The sequence below is a fragment of the Liquorilactobacillus sucicola DSM 21376 = JCM 15457 genome (assembly GCF_000612445.1).
GTDB classification, from domain to species: Bacteria; Bacillota; Bacilli; order Lactobacillales; family Lactobacillaceae; genus Liquorilactobacillus; species Liquorilactobacillus sucicola.
In genome coordinates, this window is sequence record NZ_BALC01000001.1 from 342,374 (window position 1) to 359,724 (window position 17,351).

The 17,351-nt window shown below is 40.6% G+C and carries 15 protein-coding genes, 1 pseudogene and 1 riboswitch; of the genes and pseudogenes, 15 read left to right on the forward strand and 1 reads right to left on the reverse strand.

What is annotated here, in order from left to right; all coding sequences use genetic code 11:
• Window positions 1-16: 16 nt before the first annotated feature.
• Together pepT and clpB are read left to right on the forward strand one after the other, a co-directional pair.
• Window positions 17-1,264, forward strand: coding sequence for a peptidase T (pepT, locus tag JCM15457_RS01740; protein WP_034986925.1), 1,248 nt, complete (start codon window positions 17-19; stop codon window positions 1,262-1,264).
• A gap of 165 nt (window positions 1,265-1,429) precedes the next feature.
• Window positions 1,430-4,036 carry an ATP-dependent chaperone ClpB gene (clpB, locus tag JCM15457_RS01745; protein ID WP_034986928.1) on the forward strand — a complete coding sequence of 869 codons (2,607 nt, stop codon included), beginning with the start codon at window positions 1,430-1,432 and terminating at the stop codon, window positions 4,034-4,036.
• Between the two features lie 45 nt (window positions 4,037-4,081).
• Here the strand turns inward: clpB and JCM15457_RS01750 are convergent, their stop codons facing one another.
• On the reverse strand, window positions 4,082-4,267 hold the full coding sequence (locus tag JCM15457_RS01750) for a DUF2929 family protein (RefSeq protein WP_034986930.1): 186 nt from the start codon (window positions 4,265-4,267) through the stop codon (window positions 4,082-4,084).
• A gap of 153 nt (window positions 4,268-4,420) precedes the next feature.
• On the opposite strand from JCM15457_RS01750, the gene dnaE reads away from it, so the two are divergent.
• From dnaE to JCM15457_RS01810, 13 genes and pseudogenes are all read left to right on the forward strand, one after another.
• Window positions 4,421-7,765: a DNA polymerase III subunit alpha gene (gene dnaE / locus JCM15457_RS01755; RefSeq protein WP_034986931.1), complete on the forward strand. Its 3,345-nt coding sequence runs from the start codon at window positions 4,421-4,423 to the stop codon at window positions 7,763-7,765.
• Between the two features lie 116 nt (window positions 7,766-7,881).
• The gene (gene pfkA, locus JCM15457_RS01760) at window positions 7,882-8,844 is read left to right on the forward strand and encodes a 6-phosphofructokinase (protein ID WP_034986932.1); all 963 of its coding nucleotides are present in this window, start codon (window positions 7,882-7,884) and stop codon (window positions 8,842-8,844) included.
• A 103-nt stretch (window positions 8,845-8,947) separates the two neighbouring features.
• Window positions 8,948-10,708, forward strand: a complete 1,761-nt coding sequence (gene pyk / locus JCM15457_RS01765) for a pyruvate kinase (RefSeq protein ID WP_034986935.1) — start codon at window positions 8,948-8,950, stop codon at window positions 10,706-10,708.
• 394 nt (window positions 10,709-11,102) lie between these two features.
• Window positions 11,103-11,555 (forward strand): annotated as a pseudogene (locus JCM15457_RS01770) (DUF441 domain-containing protein); the annotation flags it as partial.
• An 18-nt stretch (window positions 11,556-11,573) separates the two neighbouring features.
• Window positions 11,574-12,449: a CvfB family protein gene (locus JCM15457_RS01775; protein WP_034986942.1), complete on the forward strand. Its 876-nt coding sequence runs from the start codon at window positions 11,574-11,576 to the stop codon at window positions 12,447-12,449.
• A gap of 27 nt (window positions 12,450-12,476) precedes the next feature.
• Window positions 12,477-12,947, forward strand: a complete 471-nt coding sequence (gene fur / locus JCM15457_RS01780) for a ferric iron uptake transcriptional regulator (protein WP_034986945.1) — start codon at window positions 12,477-12,479, stop codon at window positions 12,945-12,947.
• 33 nt (window positions 12,948-12,980) lie between these two features.
• Window positions 12,981-13,868: a site-specific tyrosine recombinase XerD gene (xerD, locus tag JCM15457_RS01785; protein ID WP_034987469.1), complete on the forward strand. Its 888-nt coding sequence runs from the start codon at window positions 12,981-12,983 to the stop codon at window positions 13,866-13,868.
• 84 nt (window positions 13,869-13,952) lie between these two features.
• The gene (locus tag JCM15457_RS01790) at window positions 13,953-14,312 is read left to right on the forward strand and encodes a GNAT family N-acetyltransferase (protein ID WP_034986946.1); all 360 of its coding nucleotides are present in this window, start codon (window positions 13,953-13,955) and stop codon (window positions 14,310-14,312) included.
• Window positions 14,309-14,860, forward strand: a complete 552-nt coding sequence (locus JCM15457_RS01795; protein WP_235725504.1) for a segregation and condensation protein A — start codon at window positions 14,309-14,311, stop codon at window positions 14,858-14,860. The genes JCM15457_RS01790 and JCM15457_RS01795 overlap by 4 nt, the downstream gene beginning before the upstream one ends.
• Window positions 14,824-15,060 carry a segregation/condensation protein A gene (locus JCM15457_RS12270; RefSeq protein WP_235725507.1) on the forward strand — a complete coding sequence of 79 codons (237 nt, stop codon included), beginning with the start codon at window positions 14,824-14,826 and terminating at the stop codon, window positions 15,058-15,060. Before JCM15457_RS01795 ends, JCM15457_RS12270 begins: the two co-directional genes overlap by 37 nt.
• 1 nt (window position 15,061) lies before the next feature.
• The gene (gene scpB, locus JCM15457_RS01800) at window positions 15,062-15,664 is read left to right on the forward strand and encodes an SMC-Scp complex subunit ScpB (protein WP_034986947.1); all 603 of its coding nucleotides are present in this window, start codon (window positions 15,062-15,064) and stop codon (window positions 15,662-15,664) included.
• A gap of 1 nt (window position 15,665) precedes the next feature.
• Window positions 15,666-16,379: a pseudouridine synthase gene (locus JCM15457_RS01805; protein WP_034986948.1), complete on the forward strand. Its 714-nt coding sequence runs from the start codon at window positions 15,666-15,668 to the stop codon at window positions 16,377-16,379.
• Window positions 16,380-16,453: 74 nt separating this feature from the next.
• Window positions 16,454-16,574, forward strand: a riboswitch (FMN riboswitch).
• A gap of 106 nt (window positions 16,575-16,680) precedes the next feature.
• A complete protein-coding gene (locus JCM15457_RS01810; RefSeq protein ID WP_034986949.1) occupies window positions 16,681-17,259 on the forward strand; it encodes an ECF transporter S component in 579 nt (192 codons plus the stop codon).
• Window positions 17,260-17,351: the final 92 nt, after the last annotated feature.

A 17,351-nucleotide genomic window follows, 5' to 3' on the forward strand; every position in this document is an offset into this window, starting at 1 on the left:
TTAGGGGAGTTTGCAAATGACTAAATACACAAATCTATTACCGCGTTTTATCAATTACGTAAAAAAGGACACGCGTTCAGATGAAAAATCTATTGCAATACCTTCAACTGAGAGCCAAGTCGCATTCGCTACGGAATTAGTCGGGGAGTTGAAAAAGCTGAAACTACAAGATGTGCATACATCTTCCAAGAGCGGGTATGTTTTGGCAACCCTGCCCGGAAATTTACCGGAGGACAAGGAAGGCAAGACTATCGGTTTCATAGCTCATATGGATACAGCTGACTTTAATGCGCAAAACATTAAGCCACAAATTATCAAAAATTATGACGGCGAGTCTGACATCACATTGGGAGATGGACATTATAGATTGTCACCAAAGGAGTTTTCTAATTTAAAAAACTATGCGGGGCACGATCTTGTTACAACAGATGGAACAACACTCTTAGGCGCAGATGATAAAGCGGGAATTGCTGAAATTATCACGGCTGTGGAGTATCTTAACGATCATCCAGAAATAAAACATGGTGAGATAAAGATCGGAATCGGACCAGATGAAGAGATAGGAACTGGAGCTGATAATTTTGATGTTACTGAATTTGGGGCCGACATTGCCTACACAGTTGATGGTGGACCATTAGGTGAACTTGAGTATGAGACCTTTAATGCAGCCCAAGCAAAACTGAAGATGATTGGTAAAAATGTTCATCCTGCTACAGCTAAGGGTGTTATGATAAACGCGCTTCAACTAGCCTTTGATTTTCATGCGCAGCTTCCACAACGAGAAGTACCTGAAAAGACAGATGGAAGGCAAGGATTCTTTCACTTGGTAGAATTGAATGGGACGGTCGACGAAGCTGAGATGAGCTATATCATCCGTGACCATGATCGCCAAAAATTCGAAGCACGTAAAAGGTTGTTTAAAGAAATTGTTGCGGAGATGAATGCAGGATTCGACACTAAGCGAATAATACTTGAGTTGAAGGATCAATATTATAATATGCGTGAAGTGATTGAAAAAGATATGACCGTCGTTGAGTTGGCTAAAAAGGCAATGGAAAATTTGAAAATCAAACCAATTATTTATCCAGTTCGCGGTGGAACAGATGGTTCAAAAATATCATTTATGGGTCTTCCGACACCTAACTTGTTCGCAGGCGGCGAGAATATGCACTCACGCTTTGAATATATTTCAGTTCAGGTAATGGAACAGGCGACATCTGTCATTTTGGAGATTGTCACTGAAGTTGCGAAACAAAATAGTTAACACAAACGTATGTTCATATTACAATTGAAGTGCTGAGGAAGGTATCTATTGTATGTCTTTAACTGAGAATTAACTCAACTATCGTTAATAAGATGTACTACCAGCATTATTCTTAAGTTGAAGTTAGTGAAAAAATAAACTAATCAGATGATAAGGGAGATAAAAATGCAGGAAGATAAATTAACGAGTGCGGCTCAAGCTGCGCTGGCAGAAGCACAACAGATTGCAGTGACACGACACCAGCAGGAAATAGATATTCCGCAACTCTTCAAGTTTTTGCTTCAACCAGGAGAGTTTGGCGCTGAAATTTTTAAAAAAGCCGGTTTGAATGTTGCAGAGATTGAGAAGGAAGTTGACAAGGAACTTGACCAACTGTCTGTAGTGGAAGGCCAGGTAAACTACGGACAAACTTTGAGTCGAAATCTTTTTCAACTGTTGCAAGAAGCAGACAAGCTGCGCGAGAATTTCAAAGATGAGTATATAGCAGTCGAAACATTAATTCTGGCCTTATTCAAGTTAAAGTATCATCCGCTGACCAGTTATTTAGGATCAAAGGGACTCACAGAAAAGAAAATGAAGAAAATAATCGAAGATCTTCGGGGGGGAGAGCGTGTGACATCCAAGAATCAAGAAGAACAGTATAAAGCTTTGGAGAAGTATGGAATTGACTTGATCAAGCAGGTTCGCAGCGGGAAACAGGACCCCGTGATTGGTCGTGATGAAGAGATACGGGATGTAATAAGAATCCTTTCGCGTAAAACCAAAAACAACCCCGTTTTAATAGGTGAACCTGGGGTTGGGAAAACAGCGATTGTTGAAGGTTTAGCCCAGCGGATAGTACGCAAAGATGTTCCCGATAACTTGAAAGATAAAACACTTTTTTCATTAGATATGGGTTCCTTGATCGCAGGCGCGAAATACCGTGGCGAATTCGAAGAGAGGCTTAAGGCCGTATTGAAGGAAGTTACAAAAAGCGAAGGAAAGATTATTCTTTTTATTGATGAGATCCATAATATTGTCGGAGCCGGAAAAACAGAAGGCAGTATGGATGCGGGAAATATTTTGAAGCCAATGCTTGCTCGTGGCGAACTGCATTTGATAGGGGCAACTACTCTAGATGAATATCGTGAGTATATGGAGAAAGACAAAGCGCTTGAACGGCGCTTCCAGCGAGTCCTTGTTCAGGAACCAAGTGTTGAGGATACGATTTCAATTTTGCGCGGGTTGAAGGAACGTTTTGAGATCCATCATGGTGTTAGGATCCATGATAATGCGATTGTTGCAGCAGCAACACTGTCCAATCGTTATATCACTGATCGTTTCTTACCAGATAAAGCGATTGATTTGATCGATGAGGCGTGCGCAACAATCAGGGTCGAGATGAATTCAATGCCAACCGAATTGGATCAGATTACACGCCAGCTTATGCGGCAAGAGGTCGAAGAGGCAGCTTTGAAAAAAGAAAGCGATCCAGCTTCTAAAAAGAGGCTTAGTGAATTACAAGCAGAATTAGCCGAATCGCGACAGAAGACTAATGCACTTAAAATGCGTTGGGAAAATGAGAAAGCAGATATTCAGAAATTAAGTTCTAAGAAAGCAGAACTTGATCAAGCTAAACATAATTTAGAAGAAGCAGAAAACAATTACGATCTCGAAAAGGCAGCAAGGCTGCAACATGCAACAATTCCGGAGCTGGAAAAAGAACTCGCACAGCTTGAGCATGCGGAACGGCCTGATAATTGGCTGGTAGAAGAGTCAGTTACTGAGAATGAAATTGCGGAAGTTGTTAGTCGCTCTACCGGAATTCCGGTGGCAAAATTAGTGCAGGGTGAACGTGAAAAACTGCTGCATTTACCAGAGAGTCTGCATAGGCGTGTTATTGGTCAAGATGAGGCAGTGGATGCTGTCGCGAACGCAGTAATCAGAGCACGCGCAGGTTTGCAGGATCCGAACCAGCCTTTAGGAACTTTCTTGTTTCTCGGGCCGACCGGGGTCGGAAAAACAGAATTAGCCAAAGCCCTAGCTGAAAACCTCTTTGATTCAGAAAGGCATATGGTTCGAATTGATATGAGTGAATATATGGAAAAACAATCTGTCTCACGGTTGGTGGGAGCAGCTCCAGGATATGTCGGTTATGAAGAAGGTGGGCAGTTAACAGAAGCAGTTAGACGTAATCCCTACACTATTGTTTTGCTAGATGAGGTCGAGAAAGCGCACCCTGATGTCTTTAACATCTTGCTGCAGGTTTTTGATGATGGTCGTTTGACAGATGGTCAAGGACGGACAGTTGATTTTAAAAACACAATTATAATTATGACCTCTAACTTGGGTTCAAGTATTCTTTTAGATAATGTTGCGGATAGCGGGAAGATTGCTCCCGCAACACGTTCGCAGGTCATGAAATTAGCGCAGACTCATTTTAAACCCGAATTTTTGAATCGTATTGACGATATTATTATGTTTGCGCCTTTGAGCATACAAGCTATAACTCAAATCGTCGATAAGTTTATTGAATTACTTTCGCAACGATTATCTGAACAAGAGATCAAGCTTAAGATTGGTGCGGCTGCCAAAGAATGGATTGCACATGAAGGTTATGATCCGGCATATGGTGCGCGCCCATTGCAGCGTTTTATTACAAGTCATGTTGAAACTCCACTAGCTAAACAGATTATTGCGGGGAAAATCATGCCTCACTCGATAGTAACGATTGATCTCGGAGGACATGATGAACTTGTTTTCAAAGCTGAGGAAAGTAATGGATTAGTTTAAAAAGTGATGAAAAAAGCGGCTAGTCAAAAACTAGCCGCTTTTTTGCTATTTGTTTGTTTTGGGTGTTTTTACGAAGAAGCTAAGGGCATTTATAGCGATAAAACCAACGATCATTGCAGTAAGACCGCTAGATAATGCGGAAAAAGTTGTGCCTGACAAGGCCGAACTTATATAGCCGATAACTTCACCGTAAACAAAGCCCCAAAACAATATGGTCAATTGTTTTGACATATGAACAACACCTCGCAATACAACAGTAGTTTAGCATATTTTGGACGGCTTTTGAATTTTTTTTAAATCTGGCTGAATAGATTACTGTTTTTTAATAGGAAAGTGTTGCTATAATGTAGGTAGTATAAGAGAAGCAGGAAGGTGGGGGCAGTAGTGTTTGGAGTTTTGCAGATTATCAGCAGTTATAGTTTGCTTCAAAGTACGATAAAAATCCCACAGTTGGTAAGAGAAGCAAAAAAGAAGGGTTATCAGGCATTGGCATTGACGGATGTTAATGTTATGTATGGAGTGATTGAATTTTATCATGAATGTTTAGCTGCTGGTATTAAGCCGATCTTGGGTTTAACTTTAGATCTTGGTCCTAAAGACCAGCTCTTACTGCTCGCACAGAATGAACGTGGTTATCAAAATCTGATGCATATTTCAACGCGGAAAATGCGCTCGCTCGCAGAAGGAGAGGAATTTTTCAAGCTGGATAAGGAAGACGAGTTGCAGGAATTGTCAATCATCACTCCGCCGCAAAATAGTTATGTTGAAAATTCAGTTTCACATGGGAAGTTGACAAATGCCAAGAATTATCTTGAGAAGCTGTCAGCGTTAGTTGGCACTTCTAAAAATATTTACATTGGAATTTCTTTGGCGATGGAAACTGCTCTACAGACAACACTTGGACAGTTGGCAGAACAATTAAAAATCGCAACGGTTGCAGTTGAGCCGGTAAATTATTTAGAACAAAGCGACTTGTTTGAGTTGCAAGTGCTTGAGGCACTTAAAGATGGTAAGCAGCTGAGTGCAGAACAATTAAGTGTAGCGGGCAAAGCTAAGGGCAATGCTTGGCTTCGGCCTGTACAAGAAATCCAAGCCGAGTATTTACGGCGCGGTCTGCAGGCTCCTTTGACTGCAATGCAGAAGCTGTGCCGAGAGAATAAACTGCAACTGCATTTTTCTGCGCCTCGCTTACCGCATTTTAAGACGCCTGGAAATGAGACTGCGCAAGATTTTCTACGTAAATTATGTGAGAATGGTTTAGAAAGAAGACTAAAAAAAATGTCAGTGGCCGATGTTTCGGCCTACGAAGAGAGATTGGATTATGAATTAGCTGTGATCCATCGCATGGGTTTTGATGATTATTTCTTGATTGTGTGGGATGTTACTAATTATGCACATCAAGCTCAGATTATGATTGGACCGGGTCGTGGATCGGCAGCAGGGTCACTCGTAGCATACGCCCTGTTTATTACAGATGTTGATCCGCTACGCTATGAGCTGTTATTTGAACGCTTTTTGAACGAAGAACGCGCTCAAATGCCTGATATTGATCTGGACATTCCAGACAATCGCCGGCAGCAGATTATTCGCTACGTGCATCAAAGATATGGGGCCGAACATGTAGCTCAAATCATTACCTTTGGCACTTTGGGAGCTAAGCAGGTTTTACGCGATGTTGGACGTGTTTTCGGGATGCCGCAGTTTGAGATGAATGTATGGAGTAAGACAGTTCCTAGTGTTTTGCATGTTACGCTAAAAGAGGCTTATAAGAATTCTCCGAGCTTGCGTGACCTAGTTGCGGATAGCGAAAAAAATAAGCTGCTTTTTAAAACAGCACTTGCTCTTGAAGGCTTGCCACGTCACTTTTCAATCCATGCTGCTGGAATTATTTTAAGCGATAAGAATTTAGCTGATGTTGTTCCCTTACAAGTGGGCAATGATGAAACCCTTCTGACACAGTATACTAAGGATACTGTTGAAGAAGTCGGTTTGCTGAAAATTGATTTTTTAGGTTTGCGGAATTTAAGCATTTTAGCCAATGCAGTTAAATGGATACAGAGTGGATATCAACAAAAACTTGATGTGCATAATATATCCTTGGATGATGAAGCCACCTTAAACCTTTTTCAGTTGGCTGATACGACAGGTGTTTTTCAATTTGAGTCTGCTGGCATAAAAAATGTTTTAAGGCATCTGCGACCCAATTCATTTGAAGATATAGCAGCAGTTAATGCTTTGTACCGACCAGGCCCGATGGAAAATATTGATCACTTTATTCGTCGACGCCACGGTATCGAAGAAACGACGTATCCCGCAGAGATTTTGAAACCGATTCTGAAAAAAACATACGGAATACTTGTATATCAAGAACAAGTTATGCAGGTAGCATCCGCGATGGGTGGCTTTACACTTGGGCAGGCTGATTTGCTACGTCGCGCAATGAGCAAGAAAAAGGGCGCCGTTATCGAACAGATGAAAAGCCGTTTCGTTGTAGGAGCTCAAAAAAAGGGCTTTACAGTTGAAGTGGCAAACCAAGTATATGCATATATTGAAAAATTCGCTAATTATGGGTTCAACCGTTCACATGCTGTGGCGTATACTAAAATGGCTTTTCAGCTTGCCTACATCAAACAGCATTACCCAGCTGCTTTTTTTGCATCCTTGCTTAATGCAGTAATTGGTAATAGCAGCAAGATGAAGGATTATCTACTTGAAGCAAAGCAGCACCACATAAAGATTCACGCTCCTGATGTAAATGAGAGTCAGTTGCTCTTTATTTTGCATAAGCGCAGCATATATTTCGGATTGCAGAATGTCAAAACGATTAGAAGTGACTTTGCCAAACATATTATTGCTGAAAGACGACTGCATGGTAATTTCCGTGATTTTCAATCCTTTTTGCAAAGAATTGATAACCGCTATTTGAAAAAAGACCCGCTAGAGGCACTGATTTATGCTGGTGCATTTGATGAGTTAGGGCAAAATCGGGCAACTTTAGTGAAAAATCTTCCTAAAATGCTGAGTAATATTGAATTGAGCGGCAGCAACGTCGAATTGTTTGAAGCCTTGGCACCACGGTACGAGACTTTCACTGAGATAGGTTTAGAAGAGCGCTTGCAAAACGAAGAAAAATATTTAGGTGTTTATCTTTCCGTTCATCCAGTTGAACAGTTTAGTGAGGTGGCACGGCAGCAAAATACGACTGTGATTTCGAGAATACCGGAGCAAAAAGAAACGTTGCGGTTTTTAGCCTACATTAAAAAGGTAAAAGTTATCCGCACTAAAAATGGACAACAGATGGCGTTTGCAACTGGTGAAGACCAAACTGGTCAAATAGATATTACGATTTTTTCGGACTTATACAAGAAAGTTGCGGATGTACTAGCAGAAAAGGTGGTAATGCTTGTCAGTGGTAAAGCGGAACAGTCTAAAAGAGGCTTGCAGGTAGTAGCTCGCCAAATGATCCCTGCAAGCGAAGTGAAGCTGGAGCAGAAAGCTATATACTATATTCGGCTAACTAATAAAATTAGCAAAGATACACAGAAGCAAATGCTCAAACTGATGATGCAAAATCACGGACGAACTCCAGTTATTTTATTTGAAGAGGTCACAGCAAAAAAAGTGATGCTCGACAAGCGTTATTGGTTGCAAAATGAACAAAGGGTCGTTGTAGCGTTATCAAAATTGCTAGGGCAAGAAAATGTAGTTTTACGAAATGAAAACAAATGAAAACATATTGTGATAAAGTGAATTAATTTGTATTTTTGCAAGACATATACTTATAAAAGTGATAAGATAGGCAATGGAGAATGTGTTGTTCCATAATATTTACTTGAGGTGAAAAAATGAAACGCATAGGTATTTTAACAAGTGGTGGCGATGCAGCAGGAATGAATGCATCAGTACGTGCAATTGCGCGCTCCGCAATCTCAGCCGGGCTCGAAGCTTATGGCATTAATTATGGCTTTGCCGGTTTGGTTGCTGGAGACATCCATAAATTAGAGTCTATTGATATGGACGGGATCATTTCACGTGGTGGTACGATATTGTACTCTGCACGTTTCCCAGAATTTGCGGAAGAAAAAACACAGCTCAAAGGTATTGAACAACTCAAGAAATTTGGAATTGATGCTTTAGTTGTTATTGGTGGGGATGGCTCATATCACGGGGCAGAACGATTGACACAACATGGTTTCAATTCTATTGGTATGCCTGGAACTATTGATAACGATATTCCAGGGACTGATTTCACCGTAGGTTTTGATACGGCTGTCAGTGTTGCACTTGACGCACTTGATCGTGTTAACGATACGGCAACATCTCATCAAAGAACTTTCATTGTTGAGCTAATGGGTCGCGGCGCCGGTGATATTGCTTTATGGGCCGGTGTAGCTGCTGATGCCGATGCAATTGTTATCCCTGAACGGGAATATGATATTGAGGCAATTGCTGAGAAGATTAAGCAGAACCGTAAAAACGGTAAGGATCATAATCTTATCGTTTTGGCTGAGGGCGTAATGTCTGCTGCCGAATTTAAAGAAAAGTTGGATAAATTCGGAACACTTCACACACGTGCTATTACGTTAGGACATATCCAACGCGGTGGTAGTCCAACTGCACGAGATCGTGTTTTGGCCAGTCGTTTTGGTGATTTTGCAGTTAAGCTTTTGCTTGAGGGCAAGGGTGGACTTGCAATTGGTATCAGAGATAACAAGCTTGTTGCTTCTGACATCATTGATACATTGGAAAATCACAAGCACATAACAGATGTTTCACTGCAGGATTTGAACGACAGGTTGCGTTTCTAATCCACGAAATATTTTAGACAGGAAACATTTCGCACCAATTAATTTAGGTAAAGATTAGACATTAAAGTCATCTTTAAAATTATTCAAAGGGGAGATTTTACTCATGAAGAAAACCAAGATTGTAAGCACACTTGGTCCAGCTAGTTCAGATCTAGATACAATTGTAAAATTAATCGAGGCAGGAGCTAACGTATTTCGCTTTAACTTTTCTCATGGCGACCATGAAGAACATTTAGAACGGTTAAATATCGTCCATGAAGCAGAAAAAGTTACCGGCAAGATGGTTGGTATCATGTTGGATACTAAGGGTGCCGAAATCCGTACTACGGTTCAAAAGGAAGGTAAAATCCAGTATGAAATCGGCGATGAAATCCGTATTTCAATGGATGCTTCAATTGAGGGAACTCATGATAAAATTGCCGTTACTTATCCAGGATTGATCGATGACGTTCATGAAGGCGGACATGTTTTGTTTGATGATGGATTGATCGACATGCAAGTCGAGAAAATCGATCGTGAAAACAACGAATTAGTATGTAAGGTATTGAATGCTGGTGTTCTTGGATCACGTAAGGGTGTTAATGCACCTGGTGTTTCAATCAACTTGCCAGGGATCACAGAGAAAGACTCAGACGATATTCGTTTTGGATTGGATCATGAAATCAACTTTATCGCTGCAAGTTTTGTACGTAAACCAGAAGATGTTTTAGATATTCGTGAACTTCTTGAAGAGAAACATATGGAACACGTACAAATCTTTCCTAAGATTGAATCACAAGAAGGAATTGATAACTTCGATGAAATTATCAAAGTTTCTGACGGTTTGATGGTTGCCCGTGGTGATATGGGTGTTGAAATTCCGGCTGAAAATGTTCCTTTGGTTCAAAAAACTTTGATTAAGAAATGTAACGCCTTAGGCAAGCCCGTTATCACAGCTACTCAAATGCTTGATTCGATGCAGGAGAATCCACGTCCTACACGTGCTGAAGCATCTGATGTTGCTAACGCTGTTTTTGATGGAACAGATGCAACCATGCTTTCAGGTGAAAGTGCTAATGGCGATTACCCTGTTGAATCAGTTGCAACAATGGCTCGTATTGATATTAAGGCTGAAAATGCTTTACGTCAGCATAAGACATTCTCAATCAATGACTTCGACAAGACGGATGTTACAGAAGCTATTGGTCGTGCTGTTGCCGAAACAGCTGATAACTTGGGTATCAAGACAATTGTTGCAGCTACTAAGTCTGGTCATACTGCTCGTATGATTTCTAAGTACCGCCCAGATGCAGATATTTTGGCTGTTACATTTGATGATCGGACACGCCGCGGCTTAGCAGTTAACTGGGGTGTATATCCTGTCCAAGCAGAAGCACCTGCTTCAACGGATGATATGTTCACACTTGCAACAGAAAAAGCTAAGGAAGCTGGATTTGCTAAGGAAGGCGATTTGATTCTGATTACAGCTGGTGTTCCTGTTGGCGAAAAGGGTACAACTAATGTTATGAAGATTCAACTTATTGGTTCAAAATTAGTTTCTGGCCAAGGCGTTGGTGACGAAACAGTTATTGGTAAAGCAGTTGTTGCAACATCAGCTGAAGAAGCTAATAAGAAAGCCATTGAAGGCGGAGTTTTGGTAACAAAGACAACTGACAAGGAATATCTTCCAGCTATTGAAAAATCAAGCGCATTGATTGTTGAAAATGGTGGTTTGACATCGCATGCTGCTGTTGTCGGTATTTCGATGGGAATTCCTGTTATTGTTGGTGCACAAGATGCAACAACTTCGGTTTCAGATGGTGAAGTTGTTACAGTTGATTCACGTCGTGGAATTGTTTACCGTGGTGCATCAAACGCACTTTAATATTTAATTAGTGGAAAATAGTTAGTTTTCTAATTGAATGAGGAAGAGAGTGTGACATAAGTCGGGAAAATTTGAGTAATAACTCGAAATTACGCACATAGCGAGTACTTTGTTATGAGTAATTCGAAGCTAGACAGAGAATTTTGACTTATGGAACACGTTTATACGGAATAAAAGAGGGGCTGTGCCAAAATTTCACTTTTGGCACAGCTCCTTTTTGTTTTAAGTTCTATTTTAGTAATTAATCTGTTTTAGTAGTTTTGCTACAGACGGTAACGTTGAATAGCTATAAGAAAACAATGCATATTTACAGCTTAATGAGAGAAGTTAGCATTTTGAAACACTTTCAGTTAGAATAAGAAGGTATACAGAGTAATGGAGTGGGAAAAATGGAAGTTGGCTTTTTTTAGGATTAATATTGTTAGTAGCGTTAATAGTTAAGAATGCTTCACTGTCATTTGCGGCAGCTGCTGTATTGTTGATCAAGTTGATTCCATATACCAGCAAATGGCTGCCGGTCATTCAAAGCCGTGGCATAAATTGGGGTGTGACTGTCATTTCAGTTGCAATTTTGGTGCCAATTGCGACTGGTGAAATCGGTTTTCGTGAATTAATCGGTGTTTTCAAATCACCAGTCGGAGTGATTGCGGTTGCATGTGGCATTCTAGTCGCAATTTTATCGCGAAATGGGGTTTCGTTGTTGGCAAGTTCGCCGCAAGTTACCGTAGCCTTGGTTATTGGGACTATCATAGGTGTGGTTTTCCTTCATGGTGTAGCTGCGGGACCGGTTATCGCTTCAGGAATTGCATACTGTATTATCAGTTTATTACATATCAGTTTTAATTAATCACAGAGGAGAAACAAGATGGAGAATGAATTGAAAGAACTGCTTGGCAAAACGATAAAAGTAGTTGTAACAGATGAGAACGATGTTTTTTATTTTGCCCAACAAAAGGGTTTGACGTTCAAAATTGACAAGAGTGAATTTGAGCATGCTGTCGAAAAGGGAACGGAAGTTACAGGTTTTGCCTATGAAAATGCCGATCATGAGTTACAGGTCACCCAAAACATACCTAAAAGTGGAATCGATCAATATGGATTTGGGGAAGTTGTTGCTGTGCGCCGTAATTTAGGCGTTTTCGTCGATATTGGTCTGCCTAATAAGGATATTGTTGTATCATTGGATGACTTGCCGGAAGTTACCAGAATATGGCCTAAAAAGGGTGATAAATTGCTGGTTGGCTTGAAGAGCGATAATAAGAATCGCTTGTGGGGAGACTTGGCATCAGAGGACATTTTTCGCGGTCTGGCAGCTAAAGCGGATGCTAAGATGCAGAATCAAGATGTTTTTGCGACTACCTATCGAATGAAGATGGCTGGAACGCATGTGTTGACAGATGATTATTACTTAGGTTTTATTCATCCAAGCGAGCGAGATGAAGAACCACGTTTGGGTCAAAGACTAAAAGCACGAGTTATTGGTGTTAGACCAGATGGTATTTTAAACCTCTCCTTGCGTCCGAGAGCTTATGAGGCCATTAGCGATGATGCACAAATGATATTGGCTGCTTTAGAACATCAAGGGGGGCAGCTAAGTTATACTGATAAGAGCTCTCCTGAGGATATCAAAACCTTTTTTGGTATCAGCAAGGGGCAATTTAAAAGAGCTGTTGGACATTTGATGAAAGCAGGCTTGGTCAGACAGGAGAATGGCAAGCTGATTTTGAATAAACAACAATAGAATTTAGAATAAAAGAGGTTATGCTGTATGGTCTTTCAAGAGGAACATATTACTGAAATCGGTAAAAAATTGCACCAAGCAGGAATGAAATTAACACCTCAGCGACGAGCGACAGTCAATACACTTTTGAAATATCAAACAAAGCATCTCTCAGCAGAAGAATTGTTTACGCTGATTAAATTGGAAGAACCAGAGATTGGTTTGGCAACTGTTTATCGGACGTTGGACTTGTTGACAGAGTTGCAAATCGTTGAACGGGTTACCTTTGACGATGGAGTTGCACGCTATGATCTACGCCGTGCCGATCAGCAGCATTTTCATCATCATTTATTGTGCAGTGTTTGTGGCAAGGTTGAGGAAATACATGAAGATCTGCTTGGTGAAGTTGAAAACGAAGTACTACGCAAATACGGTTTTACAGTTCAAGATCATCGTTTGACTTTCCATGGTGTCTGTGAGGCCTGCAGCAGAAAAGAAAGGTATCAAGATCAGGGTTAACTAATACGCTGAATGTTTTAGGAGGTGAGCGTAATTAATAATCTCATCGAAGATTACCTACATTACCTAACAGTTGAACGCGGTTTATCGAAAAATACTGTAATGAGTTATCGCAATGATTTAATACAATTTGCGTCCTTTTTGCAAAAACAGCAAATTAGCAGTTTTAACAACGTTAAGCGTCAAACGGTTATTGACTTCATGCAGCAGGAAACGACCCAAAAAAAGGCCACAAGTTCGATTGTGCGCTCAGTAACGAGTCTGCGCAAATTTTTTCAATACCTGATGGAGGAAGAAAGAATTTTGCAAGATCCAATGCAGCTTATTGATGCCCCGAAGCGTAAAGAACATTTACCAGAAGTTCTTTCAACAAAAGAAGTTGAGAAACTACTTAATTCACCAGATACGGAAAAAAAACTTGGATTACGCAACCGAGCGATTCTGGAAGTTATGTATGCAACAGGACTGCGCGTGAGTGAGATCGTTAATTTGCAACTTGCTAATTTGCATTTGAGCATGGGGTTAATTCAAACCCTAGGTAAGGGCAGTAAAGAAAGGATTGTTCCCATCGGTGATCAGGCGATCAAGTGGGTGGAACGTTACTTGCAAACTGCTCGGCCAGAGCTACTGGGCAGGCAAAGAAGCTCATATCTTTTCTTGAATAATCATGGACATCAGTTAACGCGACAAGGTATTTGGAAAAATTTAAAAGCAGAAGTAAAAAAAGCCGGAATCAATAAAAATGTGACACCACATACTTTAAGGCATTCATTTGCAACACATATTTTGGAAAATGGAGCGGATTTGCGAATTGTCCAAGAGTTGCTGGGACATGCTGACATAGCTACTACACAGATTTATACACACTTGTCCAAAAAAAGATTGGCTGATATTTATCAACGTTATCATCCTCGAGCATAGGCTATTTGTGTAATAGTTTGAATTATGGTAAAGTAAGTGCAAGTTTAGCAAGCGATAATTTGTTGGGACCACAGGAGGTCGAACATGCTTTACAAGTATAAAAATGATTATGAAAAAATCACGATGGGTTTGCTGTCATTCATACCTGATTTAAAAGAAATTTCTCATCTGAAAGCTGAGCTTAAATGGTACGCCAGCGAAGAAGAGAGAAGTTTATTTTTATGGAAAAATGACGACGGTGATTTTATTGGTGTTATTGGAGTCGAGATTAGCGATAGTATCTTGATGGTGCGCCACATCTCAGTAACGCCAACTGAAAGAAATGAAGGGGTCAGTTTCCAAATGCTGGATGCACTTGCGGAATTGTTTAAAAACTGCAAAATTATGGGTAGTTTTGATACCTCTAAGATAATTGCCAAATGGGAGCGAAAAAATGACAAATGAAACCTGAAGAAGGGCGCCAGTTGGATTCTTCAAAGCTGACGTTTAAATTAGCTGCATTTGAAGGTCCACTTGATTTATTGCTTCACCTTATTAAACAAAATAAAATGGATATCTATGATATCCCAATGGTTGAAATTACTTCTCAGTATATTGAGTATCTGCATAAAATGCGGGTCATGTCACTTGACATTGCTGGGGAGTATTTAGTTATGGCTGCAACACTAATAAATATTAAAAGTAAAATGCTTTTGCCACAGCATCCTGTAGTAGTTGAACCAGAACAGCAGGAAGATCCACGCGCTGAACTTGTGCAGCAGCTATTGACGCATCAATGTTTTCAGGAAGTTTCTAAGCAGCTTGATGAACTTGCACAACAACGGGCCAAACATTACACTCGTGATCAGGAGGAGGCCCCGCCTGGATTGCAGGATCACCTGGTGGGCACGGGGACCCCGTTAAAATGCAACAGGCTTTGCTTCGTTTGTTCAGCAGACATCGGCTGCACAAAACCGTGGCTCGGCGCGTTGGTAAAGAAAGATATACGCTAAGGGAAGAAATTACTAAATTAGAGGGAAAATTACAAAAAGCAAAAGAACCTATTAATTTTGAACAGTTGTTTGATGAACAAGCCGAGCTTGAACATGTTGTGACAACATTCTTAGCTTTATTAGAGTTAATGAAGCGTGGAGCGGCGACTATTGTTCAAACAGAAGTTTTAGGTCCGATCTGGGTAAGAGGTGTTGCGTAAGATGTTAGCAAATTTAGCCAAAGTTGAAAGTTTATTATTTGTAAGTGGAGCTGAGGGGATTTCACTGCAGCAGCTCACAGACTGTACAGGAATGATGAAGCCGGCTGTTAAAGAGCAGATATTACTTTTGCAGAAGAAATATGAGAATGACGACGAATGCAGCCTAGAAATAATCTCAACAAAAGAACGGTATCGTATTGCAACCAAGAAAAAGTTTGCAACGTTGTTGCAACATTTTTTTGAGGAGCCGAACATAACCGCTCTGTCGCGAGCATCTCTTGAAACACTAGCGATCATAGCTTACTATCAGCCTGTGACACGAATTAGAATTGAAGAAGTCAGAGGTGTTCAGTCTAGTGGACCGTTACACAAACTTTTGGCTTTTAATCTAATCAGTGAAAAAGGGCGATTGGACGCTCCTGGGAAGCCAATTTTATATGAAACAACTGAAACATTCTTGGACTATTTTAATTTGAAGAGTCTAGCAGACCTGCCGCAATTACCAGAAAAAAATGAAGTGCAATTGGAAACTGATGACCAAAATTTAATGGAGCTCTTTGATGAAGCATTGCAGGATGAAGACCAAAAGAAAGAGGGAGCCTAGGATGGAAACCGAACGTTTACAAAAGGTTATGGCAAACGCAGGTGTCGCTTCACGGCGAGCCTCTGAAAGACTGATAACAGAAGGAAAAGTTCAGGTCAATGGCAAGACCGTTAAGGAACTTGGCACTAAGGTGGAGCACCAGGATATTATCACGGTTTCAGGACGAGTGGTCGAACGTGAAAAAAAAGTTTATTATTTGTTCTACAAACCGCGCGGAGTTATTTCAGCAGTATCTGATGACAAAGGGCGAAAGGTCGTGACTGATTATTTTACCAGCATTTCAGAACGTCTCTATCCAGTGGGGCGCTTGGATTATGACACCTCAGGACTACTGATCATGACTAATGATGGCGAGTTGGCAAATAAGCTAATGCATCCGCGATATAAAATCGATAAAACATATCTTGCCAAAGTAAGTGGAATTCCTGGTAATGAGGCTTTAAAGAAGTTGCGTCTAGGTGTCAGAATAGATAAATATAAAACAGCTCCAGCAAAAAGTAAAATTATTTCAACTGATCAGAAAAAGAAAAAAGCACTGGTTTCTTTGACGATCCATGAAGGTCATAATCATCAAGTCAAAAAAATGCTAGCTGCAGTTGGGTACCCAGTTGAAAAATTACGTCGTGATTCTTATGGCTTTTTAACGCTGCAAGGGCTGACATCTGGTGATTATCGGCCACTGACACGTGACGAAATTGAGCAGTTGAAGAAATGAGTAAGTTGTAAGCAAAACTGATTTCTTGCAATATGGTGTTCAATATGGTAAATTCAATATGTTAAAAAATAATAGTTTGTCTTCAGGGGCAGGGTGAAACTCCCGACCGGCGGTAACAGGCCGCGACCTACAGTGATGTAGTTGAACTGGTGTGATTCCAGTGCCGACAGTATAGTCTGGATAAAGAAGATAGGGCTTATTTGATGGTATAATACAAATAAACTCTGTTGGTCCTCTGATCAGCAGAGTTTTTAATTTTCAATAAGCACCGTGAAGATGAACATCAATGGAGGTTTTTTTGATGTCATATTCTGGTTCACGCAGATATATTATTGCTGCTTGTCTGGCGGGAATTTCGTATTTGTTAATGTTTGTTTCTTTTGCTGTTATCCCAATTGTACCGTACATGAAAATTGATTTCTCTGATTTGCCAATTATTTTTGGAATGCTGGTACTTGGACCGCTAGGCGGAATAGAGATAGCTCTGTTGCGTTCTGTACTTTACTTTCTCATTTCAGGGCCTTCAATTGCAAACTTAATAGGAGTCTCGACCAATCTCATTGCATCGCTAGCTTTTACGCTGCCGCTGTTCTATATTTTAAAGAGAGACCAGCAGGTAACCTCGTTGAACATCGTCAAGTCGACGGCTCTAGCTACAGTAAGTCTGACAGTGCTGCTCTCACTTGCTAACTGGTTAGTAATCACACCGCTTTATATGTCAGTCTTAGGGATGAAACTCTCACTGCCGTTAGCTGAGATTGTTTTGTTTGGAGTGGTACCATTCAATCTGATTAAGGGCGTGCTGGTTAGTGGGGTTTTCTGGATTGCTTTTGCTAAAATGCGTTCATGGTTAAAAAAAAGGTCAGTTGTATTTCGCTGACTCTGCGAAAAGATTATGCAAATAAAGTAATAAAAAGCGAGTGTATTGCTATGCGTTTTTCAAAGTTATGACTTTGAATTTATGCACGCAAT

Bases quoted from the DNA above. Each gene is read 5' to 3' on its own strand.
- pepT (WP_034986925.1), top strand. From the start codon at position 17: ATGACTAAATACACAAATCTATTACCGCGTTTTATCAATTACGTAAAA.
- clpB (WP_034986928.1), top strand. From the start codon at position 1,430: ATGCAGGAAGATAAATTAACGAGTGCGGCTCAAGCTGCGCTGGCAGAA.
- fur (WP_034986945.1), top strand. From the start codon at position 12,477: ATGGTCTTTCAAGAGGAACATATTACTGAAATCGGTAAAAAATTGCAC.
- JCM15457_RS01750 (WP_034986930.1), bottom strand. From the start codon at position 4,267: ATGTCAAAACAATTGACCATATTGTTTTGGGGCTTTGTTTACGGTGAA.
- JCM15457_RS01790 (WP_034986946.1), top strand. From the start codon at position 13,953: ATGCTTTACAAGTATAAAAATGATTATGAAAAAATCACGATGGGTTTG.
- JCM15457_RS01805 (WP_034986948.1), top strand. From the start codon at position 15,666: ATGGAAACCGAACGTTTACAAAAGGTTATGGCAAACGCAGGTGTCGCT.
- pfkA (WP_034986932.1), top strand. From the start codon at position 7,882: ATGAAACGCATAGGTATTTTAACAAGTGGTGGCGATGCAGCAGGAATG.
- JCM15457_RS01795 (WP_235725504.1), top strand. From the start codon at position 14,309: ATGAAACCTGAAGAAGGGCGCCAGTTGGATTCTTCAAAGCTGACGTTT.
- JCM15457_RS01810 (WP_034986949.1), top strand. From the start codon at position 16,681: ATGTCATATTCTGGTTCACGCAGATATATTATTGCTGCTTGTCTGGCG.
- pyk (WP_034986935.1), top strand. From the start codon at position 8,948: ATGAAGAAAACCAAGATTGTAAGCACACTTGGTCCAGCTAGTTCAGAT.
- JCM15457_RS01775 (WP_034986942.1), top strand. From the start codon at position 11,574: ATGGAGAATGAATTGAAAGAACTGCTTGGCAAAACGATAAAAGTAGTT.
- scpB (WP_034986947.1), top strand. From the start codon at position 15,062: ATGTTAGCAAATTTAGCCAAAGTTGAAAGTTTATTATTTGTAAGTGGA.